Annotated in this window: 11 protein-coding genes; all 11 read left to right on the top strand. The window is 37.3% G+C overall.

All coding sequences use genetic code 11. The annotated features are described in order from the left end of the window. Window positions 1-112 precede the first annotated feature (112 nt). The 11 genes from ACFFHF_RS12420 to ACFFHF_RS12370 all read left to right on the top strand — a co-directional run bounded on the left by ACFFHF_RS12420 (window position 113) and on the right by ACFFHF_RS12370 (window position 9,954). Window positions 113-907 carry a CpaE/TadZ family protein gene (locus ACFFHF_RS12420; protein ID WP_377058284.1) on the top strand — a complete coding sequence of 265 codons (795 nt, stop codon included), beginning with the start codon at window positions 113-115 and terminating at the stop codon, window positions 905-907. Further along, a complete protein-coding gene (locus ACFFHF_RS12415; protein ID WP_160548336.1) occupies window positions 891-1,682 on the top strand; it encodes a hypothetical protein in 792 nt (263 codons plus the stop codon). The genes ACFFHF_RS12420 and ACFFHF_RS12415 overlap by 17 nt, the downstream gene beginning before the upstream one ends. A gap of 21 nt (window positions 1,683-1,703) precedes the next feature. Next, complete coding sequence (locus tag ACFFHF_RS12410) at window positions 1,704-2,867, top strand: P-loop NTPase family protein (protein ID WP_160548335.1); 1,164 nt, start codon at window positions 1,704-1,706, stop codon at window positions 2,865-2,867. A 15-nt stretch (window positions 2,868-2,882) separates the two neighbouring features. After that, window positions 2,883-4,403: an ATPase, T2SS/T4P/T4SS family gene (locus tag ACFFHF_RS12405; protein WP_377058283.1), complete on the top strand. Its 1,521-nt coding sequence runs from the start codon at window positions 2,883-2,885 to the stop codon at window positions 4,401-4,403. After that, window positions 4,396-5,376 carry a hypothetical protein gene (locus ACFFHF_RS12400; protein ID WP_160548334.1) on the top strand — a complete coding sequence of 327 codons (981 nt, stop codon included), beginning with the start codon at window positions 4,396-4,398 and terminating at the stop codon, window positions 5,374-5,376. The genes ACFFHF_RS12405 and ACFFHF_RS12400 overlap by 8 nt, the downstream gene beginning before the upstream one ends. Window positions 5,377-5,390: 14 nt before the next feature. Further along, window positions 5,391-6,308, top strand: a complete 918-nt coding sequence (locus ACFFHF_RS12395) for a hypothetical protein (protein ID WP_160548333.1) — start codon at window positions 5,391-5,393, stop codon at window positions 6,306-6,308. Between the two features lie 182 nt (window positions 6,309-6,490). Then, entirely contained in the window at window positions 6,491-6,646 is a 156-nt protein-coding gene (locus ACFFHF_RS12390; protein WP_160548332.1) for a hypothetical protein, read from the top strand. Between the two features lie 36 nt (window positions 6,647-6,682). Beyond that, window positions 6,683-6,859: a hypothetical protein gene (locus ACFFHF_RS12385; RefSeq protein WP_377058282.1), complete on the top strand. Its 177-nt coding sequence runs from the start codon at window positions 6,683-6,685 to the stop codon at window positions 6,857-6,859. Window positions 6,860-6,919: 60 nt separating this feature from the next. Continuing rightward, on the top strand, window positions 6,920-7,297 hold the full coding sequence (locus ACFFHF_RS12380) for a hypothetical protein (RefSeq protein ID WP_160548331.1): 378 nt from the start codon (window positions 6,920-6,922) through the stop codon (window positions 7,295-7,297). An 11-nt stretch (window positions 7,298-7,308) separates the two neighbouring features. Next, entirely contained in the window at window positions 7,309-7,806 is a 498-nt protein-coding gene (locus tag ACFFHF_RS12375) for a peptidase M23 (RefSeq protein WP_160548330.1), read from the top strand. Window positions 7,807-8,100: 294 nt separating this feature from the next. Further along, window positions 8,101-9,954, top strand: coding sequence for a cell wall-binding repeat-containing protein (locus tag ACFFHF_RS12370; protein WP_160548329.1), 1,854 nt, complete (start codon window positions 8,101-8,103; stop codon window positions 9,952-9,954). Window positions 9,955-10,163 lie beyond the last annotated feature (209 nt).

The raw sequence follows: 10,163 nt of genomic DNA, 5'->3' as shown, positions 1-10,163 counted from the left end.
GGACGTCTTTTCCTTTCCCCAAAATAAATGTCGAAATGTTTCGAATTATATACGGACATTATAATCGACTAATTCTGGACAGGCAATACCGTCAACTTTAGGAAATTTAAAGATGTCAAAAACAGGTATCCCTACAACTTACGTAGAAAGTCCTTTCTCCAAGCCTTATACATATGACCGCTTTTACGGAGCGGAACATGCAGCTGATTATCGTAGCAAATTCTATCAGTTTAGTAAATACATTGACCCTAAAGTGAAGAGTGTTTATGACTGGAGCAAGTTTGATGTAGATATCATTTGTAAACACCCTACCAATGAACCCGTTTATCAAGAGGGGGAGGTTGCATTCGAGAGTTTAATTAAGGTTCTTTTCTCTTCCGCTTCCTCCGTAACCATCATGGATGTAGGGACTGATTGGGAATATGAGTTATTCCAGGATGTATTTGATATCGCTGATCATGTGTACTTTGTATTCGAACCGGATATCCCATTTATCCAGTACTTTGAGGAAACCAAAAATCCAAGCATTGCATTCATGCGTGAAAAACTTGGAAGTGAAAAATCTGCAATTATAGGAAACCGTTTCGATAAGCCAACCCTTGAAAGTGCCTTAATTCAGGATATGTACAGAGACAAGATTGTAACGAGTATTCCTGTTTTCCCAGTGAAAGATGTCTTTCAGGCTCAAATCGAAGGGAAGTTCCTAAATGAATATAAAGAAAGCCAAAAACGAATGGAAATGTACCTTCAACCGCTTTTAGAAGAGATCCTTCCAAAGGAATTCTTAAAGAAACAAAGAAAAGGCACTGGCCTTTTAAAAGGGTTATTTAACCGAAACATTACCATCGAGAAGAAAGAGACCAAGCTGACAGAAGGAGAGGAACAACTGAATGAAACCCGCAGTTAAAATCGGTTCAGGTATCTTCTTATCTCTTGCAACGATCGGATTAATTTTCACTTACGACTTTTACATTAAAGAGAGAATCGATAGTGAAGAAGTGGTAGTCGTTAAACCTGGAGAAGAGATTAAGAAATCTGAACGAATTACTAAAGATAAACTCATTATTGAAAGAAGAGCAAAGGATACTTTGCTTAAAGATGTGGTCTTTGCAGATGATTTGAAGGATATAATTGGTCGGGATGCCAAACAAGATTTGATTGGAAATTCCATGGTTTCCACCAAGATGATTGATTACGACCTAATGGTACCAGATGCTGCTGAAGGTGAAGCGATTCGACCAATTACAGGAGATATGATTTATGCTCAACCGGGCTCTTTGAGAAGGAAAGACATTATTGATATCTACCTTGTTAATCCAGATGGTACGGCTAGTTTTATGCAAAGTGGACCGAGTGTTGTAACTTCCGAAACTCCAGCCACCGAAGAAGGGACGGAAACAAGTACAGAACCTTCAACGGAGACAGCTAACCATTCGACTTCCACTGAAGGAAAACAAATGTTAGATACAGAGCCATTTCTTAAAAATGTTCGTGTCGCTTATGTAAAGGATAGCGGTAATAAAGAGGTTGTTGCTGCCGAAGGAGGAGTAAAAGACGATTCTCGATTAAATGCCACTTCTCAAATTAGTGATATCGAATTGATCCTTAACGAAGAGGATTTTACAAGGCTTATGACAGAGGTTCTTTCAAAAGGGGCCAGACTTTATATTACGTACCAATAATAGAGGAAGGAGAGAAAACAAATGCAAATTGCCATTGTTACAAGAAACTCCATGTACAAAGAATTATTTGATAAACAAGAAGAAGTAACCACTTGTCTAGTCTGGGATGGAGTAAAAGATGCAACGATTGAGTTATCAGCCATTGTCCTAGATGGTGACCTTTACGACATTCATAATCTACAGGGTTTACGAGATAAGTATCCAAATACCCCCGTCTTTTATAAACCTAAGTCGATTAATAGTGATGTGATTATGAAGACTCTTACTCGCTTATGCGCCGCTCATAAAGTCAAAATGCTAAGTGAGTACAACACGTGGGAGCAAACCGTTCATGAAATCTTAAACCAACTAACTGACCGAGAGAATTTCCTTTCTAAACGATTAATTGGTTTCTTTGGAAGTCATAGTGGTGCAGGTGTTTCAACAACTGTCCTGAATGTTGCTCGTTCACTATCAAAAAAAGTGGAAGAAAAGGTCTTGGTTCTTAGTTTAAATAGTTGGGATCCAGCAGATTACTTCTACGACTATAAAGGTCATTATTTAAATGATTTAAAGATTGATTTAAAAACACAGAACTTATCACCTGCTCGTTTACAGGAAGCAGTCAGCAAACATGAAAGCTTTTATCATTTAGCCGGAAATCGTGATATTAAAATGCAACGTTTTTATCAGCCTCATGAGATTCAACATCTCATTAAAGTGGCACAGGAGATCTTTGACGTAATTTTAATCGATGCTGGTACTCACTTTGACACAGCACCAACCGTCCAATCTTATTTATCAAGTAATTTGAAGTTCTTAATAGCAACCCAGGAAGAGAAAGGGTATCGAGGATACTTCCCTTATGTATATCAACAGCTGATTGAACCAATTGGTGGAAAATCAGAAGACTTTATGTTGGTTGTTAATCGATATCAACCAGCCAATACGTTAATTACTGAAAAAGCTCTTGAAGAAGAGTTGGATATGACAAGAGTAGTTACTATTCCAGATATGGGTGAGTTAGGGACCATCGCTTCCGCTCAAAAGAGACTCCTCTACGATACAAGCGAGTCGATCTATATGAAGAATATTGACTTGTTATCTAACATTATTATTTCTGAATGTCGTTTAAGAGAAAAAGAATTACCATCTGATGAATATAAGGAAAGAAAAAAAGGCTTAATGGGCCTATTTAATAAGTAGGAAGGAGGGGGCGTTTTGAAACAACTAGAACAAGACCTAGGAATAGAGAAACCATTTAGTACCTCCGATATGCTTGCAAGCATTGTAGCGGAAAAGGGGTTAAAAACCGAATTCGTTACAACATACGCTAGAAAGAAGTCCTTCCAATCGATTTGCAAAACGATCCGTGAAGAACTGGACCATATTATCATTGGTGGGGTAACGGATAGCAAAAAGGAACAAAACGATGATAGTTTTCTTTCAAAAGTAGAAGATACTTGGTTAGACCGTCAACATCGAGCGGTCATTGGAGACCAGGAAGCTATGTCGTACTTTATCAATCAAATTAATGAAGTACTAAGGAAACATAACATTACCACTAAGGAATACCCTTCTTTCTATGATTCTTTAGCTGAAGCCATCTTTCATGAAGTATGGGGAATGAGTATTCTGCATAAATGGGACAAGCTCCCTTTTAGTGAAGCAGCTGTTATTCGTGGCAGACAACTTTGGATTGATGAAAATGGTCAGTTTAAAAAGCAAAATGAGGAGTTTGAAAGTCTTGAAGCGGTTGAACGTATCAAACGTGCGTTTACCATGCGTGTCAAAGACGCTGTAATTAACGAACAAACCCCAGAGCTAGAAATTGAGCGTGAAGATGGTTCACGTATCACCATGATCCAAAAGCCAAGGGGAAGAGAAAACTATATCATGTTCAGACGGTTCGTCGTCCAAAACATGAGTTTAGAGGAGCAAGCCCAACGAGGGACAATATTAGAAGATGATATTCCATTCTTTCGCGCACTTGCGAGATCCATGGCCAACACGATATTTGCTGGACGTGTTCGTTCAGCGAAATCCACTTTTATGAAAACCATGATTAGGGAAAGAGATTCTTCTTTCGTCGCTGCAGTAATGGAAAAACACTTTGAACTAGGGTTATCTCAGCAGTTTCCAGACCGCTTAATCTTTGAAATTCAAGCCAAAGAAGGAGACCTTCACCATGCAGTGCCAAGACTTCTTCGTATGGAACATGACTACATAGTTGTAGGGGAGATTCGTAGTTTAGAAACTGAAGGTTACTTGCAAGCATGTGAGAGAGGGGAACGTGGAGCGGTATCTACGTATCACTTAACCACCGTTGAAAATGTCGTTCCTCAGATTACCAGACATATACTGGATGAGTTTCCTAACCGTAACTTTGATAATGAATTACAACGTGTAGCCAGTAACATCGATATTATTGTCACCATGAGTGCTGATAGAGATCGTAGGAGAAAAAGGGTTATTGGTGTAACGGAAATCATCTGGGACAACGAGGAAAGAAAACATAGAACACAAGACCTTATCCGATATAGTCCACTAACAGATAAATACTATTATTCTTCCAATCTAAGTAGAGACCTACTTAAGTTGATGGCTGATGAAAGTTTAGAAGATACGAAAATTCTCTTGAATCATCTGAAAGAGAAAGAAAAGAAGTCTCCTATCTCTGACTTTATGAAGATCAAAGATCAAATTGTAGACCACTTGCTAGGAGATGATGACCTTGGATAGTCTAATCACTTGGTTTTGGCAAGTAGGTGTAAGCTTTTTCCTTTATGCTTTGTTGCTGGGTATCACTTTATGGACATCTAAAAACATCATGTTAGCTCCTTTAAAAGATAAATATGCCCAGTGGAATTATCGTTATCGTATTCGAAAAATCCAAAGTAAATCCACCATTTCAAATGCAGAGTACAATAATCGCTTTTTGAAACATCTTCATTTGTTAATCCGAACAACAAGGGAGGAGAAAAGCGATTTTGACGTAACAGCTTTCCTTGCTCTCTCCGGATTATTAGTTATATCTGTTGGATTATTCATTCTCATAACATTCGGAGACATACTTGTAGCAGTTATTTTTGGATTTTTGCTTTCCTTGATCCCATATCTATTCTTGCGAATGAGACTAAGTAACATCCGCTTTGTAATGGGTCAGGAGTTTTTAACACTTGTTCAAGAACTAACTCAAAATTACAATGCCATGCACTACGATATGTATCATGCATTGAATGAAACGCAAAAAACGATAAAAAGTCCTGTATTAAGAAAGGTACTGGTTAAATTAATTTCAGACCTTCAAGTATCCAGAAACGAGCAAGAGTTAAAAGAGACCATTAAAGTATTTACCTATACAGCTGGGACAAGTTGGAGTAAACGATTAGGTAGTATTATCTTAAAATCCTATCTTTATAATGAGAAAGTCTTAAATGCTCTTATGGTATTAAACAAGCAAATGGAAGAAACTGCTGAAATGCTAGAAGAGGAACATTCCCAAACACTAGATTCTGTCTATAACGGTTATCTAACTGTACCAGTGTTTATATTATCCTTGGTACTAGGCTACTTTACATCGGGAGCTCAGGATTGGTTTAAGTTACAATTCGGACAAAGTTGGAACATCCTATTATTCTCTTTATCAGTATTAGGGGTCGTATTTTCCCTTATCATTTCCGTTTTCTTGAAACGTCCTAAAAATGACCTGTAGGAAAGGAGACTATCATGGCAAATGAAATAATGCTTTTTAAAATCTTACCTTATCTCATATATGGCGTGGTGATTATCCTTTCTTCCATTGCAGGCATTCTGGTTTACACAGGATTGAATTCGAAGGTTGAGAGAATGCAACACCGCGTCCGCTTACGTTCTAACCTAGCTAAAAGTAAGGACAAGATCATTGAAGGAACGAAAAGCTCAAAAGCAGAGGAATGGTTAAGGAAGGCTCAATATCCACTTGGCTTAACAGGTACTAAATATTACTTTTTCTTAGGTGGATTCCTATTTTTCTTGCTCATTTATTATGTTATTGGCCCAATCCTCATTCATGGAGGCACTACTAGAGGGACGACAATTGCAATTGCATCCATAATCATTGTCGGAGTACTTGGTGCGCCTAGTTTTCCATTCTCGTTATTCGTCTACACGATGAAGAGGGTGATCGATTATCATAATGCCAAAAAACATGCGGAAGTGTTTATGTTGTATGACCTATTAATCAATGAAATTGAAATGATGAATGTTAGCAAGCTTAATACATACAACGTGTTAAGAAACATCATGCCTTATTTTGAAGTGTTAGAAAAATCATTCACGATCCTTCTTACGAACTGGAGTAACAGTGAGGGGCCAAAGGTAGCACTAGATAAGTTTGGAGAAGAACTCAATTCCAAAGAGGCTCAAGCCCTTATTGGGGTAATTAAGAACCTTGATGATGTAAGTAGAGAAACCGCTCTAGGGCATCTAAGGGGCATGCATAATATGTTTGTAAAATCTCAGATTGAAAACTATCGAAGAAAGAGAAAAGTAACAACTGACTTATTAGGACTACCCATTAAAACGACACATTTCGTTATCATTTTGAACTTCCTTGTTGTGGTCGTAACCATGGTTTCCGTTATTTTAAGTTCATCAAGAATGTAACAAAATAGTCCACTGAAGGGGGGTGAGTCGAATAAACTCTTCACTTAGTACATTCATGAAAATCGCTATTACCGCAGTTACCGTTTCGGCTTTCATATTTGGTGCTATGTATTTGGTCCTTAACGGGATGTCATGTGACGTAACAAATTATATAACCTCTAGCGGTTAGGAGGGAGACCAGGATGGATAAAACTCTTTCAACATTTATGGTTATAGCAGCAGTAGCCACCATTATGGGATTTTTAATTCTTGGCACTGTTTTTGATGGGCTAATCAACAAGAATGACCAGCATGAAGATATGATGAAAACCGAGCATCAATTAAAGTTTAAAAACTAATAAAAATACAAACAAACACATTGGAGGAAACAAAACATGAATCAATCACTATCTACTTTCTTAAAAATCGGTATTACAGTAATCTGCATTTCAGCTTTCTTATTCTTTATCGGTTACAACATGATCGGTACTGAAACAAATGATTATCAAACTGATATTACTAACATGAGTAACAACTTACCTACTGGTGCAGGTGTACGAGCTAATCAATAGTAATTAAGCAAGAAGGGGGTGAGCAATCTCCCCCTTTTATTTCAAAAAGGAGGATAGGGTATGTCTAAAACTCTTGCAGAATGGATGACTCTTTTTATAGCCATTAATATTATGTTCGCTCCTATTCTTACTTACGTGGATAGTTTGCATAGGGAAGCGGTAGAGGTTGTCCTAACAGAAGGAGCCAAAAAAGCTTCGATTGAGGGACGATTTACTCCAGAAATTATTAATGATATGACTTCTACTTTAGTAGATAACTATAATTTTGATCCGGATAAGTTAACGATTACCGCTACGCAAAGTTTAACACCAAGAAATCAATATTTAACAGCAAGTATTGAAGCACCAAGAGGCTTTATTTTTATTCTAGATATCTTTGATCCAGCACCAACCACTTTTAAGAAAGAAACAAAAATACTTAGCGAATACATCAATTAGGAGTTGTTCTTATGTCAACAACGTTACGAACGGTCCTGTTTATTTTACTGTTTGCTCTTATTACTCAAATGCAAATCAATTTAGATGCGGATAAAACCGCTACTCGACAACTTAAAAATTCTTTAGAGTTGGCTGTACATGATGCAGCACTCGCTGTTTCACCTGTTGATATGGCGAATGGACGTATTGTTTTTGACCAAAACCAAGCAATCACTAACTTATCAGAGAGTTTAGAATCAAACTTACGATTAGAAACATCAGCGGGCTATGTGTATACCCCTAAAGAAAACTCATTTTTTAAAGAAGATCTTTATGTATCTCACCTGGAATTTATAGATGACTCCATGACGAGCACTTATCCCTTTACCTATGTAAATGACGATTACGACATTATGGAAACGGTAAATGGACCAAGTGTCATAGCAGTACTAACTACAGAAAGCCCCCGCTGGTTTAAAGGTGGTACAACCTATATCCGACAAGCAGCGGTTTACGAATATATAAAGTAATAGTTTCATAGAATCCTCACAATACATACTTGATTACAGTTTTGTATGTGGTATAATTATTACAGAGGAATAAATTTCATATTTTCCCCTTGAATACTAAATAGGTTAAAAGATATAATACAAATATACTATTTCATTCTTTTAATTTTTTGGCATCTATACATACTAGATGACCGGGGCATAGAAACTATTAGGGTTCTTTGGGAGCTTATAACACAGTATTTTTTTTATTGTGTCTAAAATTCCTAAAGAACCCTTTTTGTATGCTCTAATTACAAAACGGAGGTGGTTTGAATGAAAAAAGTAGTTAATAAATTTGTAGTGGGAAGTTTAGTAGTAACCAGTCTTATGATGGGGGGTGTTTCGCAAAGTTCGGTGCTTGCAGCTGATACTAACAACAATACGTATCAAACAGCACAAAGATTTAGTATTAATCCTTCATATAGCTTGGCAGAAACACTAGATAAAAGGGTAGATTTAACAGGTACTCTTAGTAGTGTAAGTGAAGAAGATTGGTATGTTACTACTTGGCCTAATGAGAGGGGAGCAATTGCAAGAATGCAAGTGCAAACCACAACAGAGGTAGCTATGTTTGTACTAATAAATGGGCAGTTAGTAGATATTTCAACCATTCGAGATTTACAAACTTTAGCTGGTAAGGATGTATACATTCGAGCTAAAGCACCGGCTGATGTATATCTAGGGGATTATACTCTAAGATTGTATTTTGGTGCGAATCCAATTGGTTCTAATGATCCACACGAACCTAATGATTATATCAAATTTGAAAACGGTAAGGGGATTGAACTTGAGTCAACATTAATTCCTAATAATACACTCGTGGCAACTAAGTGGAATACCGATTTCGATGGAATTGATAATTTTAGAATTGAAACGAACAAAACTAAAGGAACTTTGTCGTTTGAGGTTCATTATCCAGCGGACGAATTCAACCACTGGAAATCATATAATCTTGATCATTATCTAGTTTATGAACTTTTTGCAGAATTGAATGATGGCACATTTACTAAAATATGGTCAAAAGCTCAAGTCGGCATGCCTAACCAAGTATTTTCGGGTTCGGTGAATATTGATAACGCAAAGTACACTGGGAAGTACTTCTTAAGTGTAAACAATAACAGTAAGGTAAATAAGAACTATCAAGTGAAGTTTAATTTTGCTGAAACGCCTGTTGTCACACCGACACCGACACCAACACCAACTCCAGTTCCAACACCAACTCCTACACCTGCTCCACAGCAAGTTACGGAACGTTTGGCAGGGGAAACACGTTTTGGTACGAACCTAGCTTTAACCAAGAAAATCGCTAGCAAATCTCTGGATACGGTTATTCTAGCCAATGCTTGGAATTATCCAGATGCGTTAGCTGGCGGGGTTTTAAACAATACACATAACGGAGCCGTAATTTTGGTAGATAACAATCAAACCAATATTTCAAATGCTCTTAATGAGACTAGTAGATTATTAAAATCTGGTGGGAAAGTTTATATCTTAGGTGGAGAAGCCGCGGTAAGTAATACGGTAGAAAATGCTTTTAGAAATCAGTTCTCTGTTGAAAGAATCGGTGGAATCGATCGGGTGGAAACATCCATTCAAATCGCTAAAAAAGCAGTATCTAATCCAACTGAAATCTTTATTACTTACGGATTTAATTATGCAGATGCGTTAAGTATCGTTCCTTATGCTGCTGAAATTAAAGCTCCTATCCTTCTAAATAACAATGCAAGTCTGGATTCTCGTATTGCTTCTTATATTAAGGAAAAAGGCATTAAGAAGGTGACACTCGTAGGAGGTACGGCAGTACTTTCACCTCAAATTGAGTCTTCTCTAAGAGCACTTAATGTAGAAGTACAAAGAGTCTCAGGTGATACAAGATATGCTACCGCACTAGCTATTGCTAAGAAGTACTATCCAAATACTACTTCAGTAGGTATCGCAAGTGGAGAAAGTTTCGCAGACGCTTTAAGCGGAAGTCGTATCGCTATTGACCATGATATGCCTATCGTACTTACACGAAAAGGTTGGATGGAAAGTGACGTTCAACAATATGCTCAATCAAAAGATAACCATTATATTTTAGGTGGAACAGCTGTAATCGGTAACTACATTACAGACATTCTTAAATAAAATATGATCTCTTGTCCTTCATCCACTCTAGGATGAAGGACCCCTTTTCTAAAGATTCTTATCTAACATAAGGATTTTTAGAAAGGAGCATTCCTGTTAGAAGGATTTTTGGGGACTTGAACAAAAAAGAGCCCTCTTGGTATGATACGGGGTGTCAAATCTGCACGAATTGACCCCTAACTTAGGTAACCAAGGAGGACTCCACATTG

The organism is Robertmurraya beringensis, assembly GCF_042433785.1.
In the GTDB taxonomy this organism is placed as follows: Bacteria; Bacillota; Bacilli; order Bacillales; family Cytobacillaceae; genus Robertmurraya_A; species Robertmurraya_A beringensis.
The sequence above is the reverse complement of the archived record's forward strand: the minus strand, read 5'-3'. Positions and strand labels throughout refer to the sequence as shown.

Excerpts from the sequence above, each read along its gene's own strand:
- ACFFHF_RS12385 (WP_377058282.1), top strand. The coding sequence starts at position 6,683 with ATGAATCAATCACTATCTACTTTCTTAAAAATCGGTATTACAGTAATC.
- ACFFHF_RS12370 (WP_160548329.1), top strand. The coding sequence starts at position 8,101 with ATGAAAAAAGTAGTTAATAAATTTGTAGTGGGAAGTTTAGTAGTAACC.
- ACFFHF_RS12415 (WP_160548336.1), top strand. The coding sequence starts at position 891 with ATGAAACCCGCAGTTAAAATCGGTTCAGGTATCTTCTTATCTCTTGCA.
- ACFFHF_RS12395 (WP_160548333.1), top strand. The coding sequence starts at position 5,391 with ATGGCAAATGAAATAATGCTTTTTAAAATCTTACCTTATCTCATATAT.
- ACFFHF_RS12420 (WP_377058284.1), top strand. The coding sequence starts at position 113 with ATGTCAAAAACAGGTATCCCTACAACTTACGTAGAAAGTCCTTTCTCC.
- ACFFHF_RS12375 (WP_160548330.1), top strand. The coding sequence starts at position 7,309 with ATGTCAACAACGTTACGAACGGTCCTGTTTATTTTACTGTTTGCTCTT.
- ACFFHF_RS12390 (WP_160548332.1), top strand. The coding sequence starts at position 6,491 with ATGGATAAAACTCTTTCAACATTTATGGTTATAGCAGCAGTAGCCACC.
- ACFFHF_RS12410 (WP_160548335.1), top strand. The coding sequence starts at position 1,704 with ATGCAAATTGCCATTGTTACAAGAAACTCCATGTACAAAGAATTATTT.
- ACFFHF_RS12380 (WP_160548331.1), top strand. The coding sequence starts at position 6,920 with ATGTCTAAAACTCTTGCAGAATGGATGACTCTTTTTATAGCCATTAAT.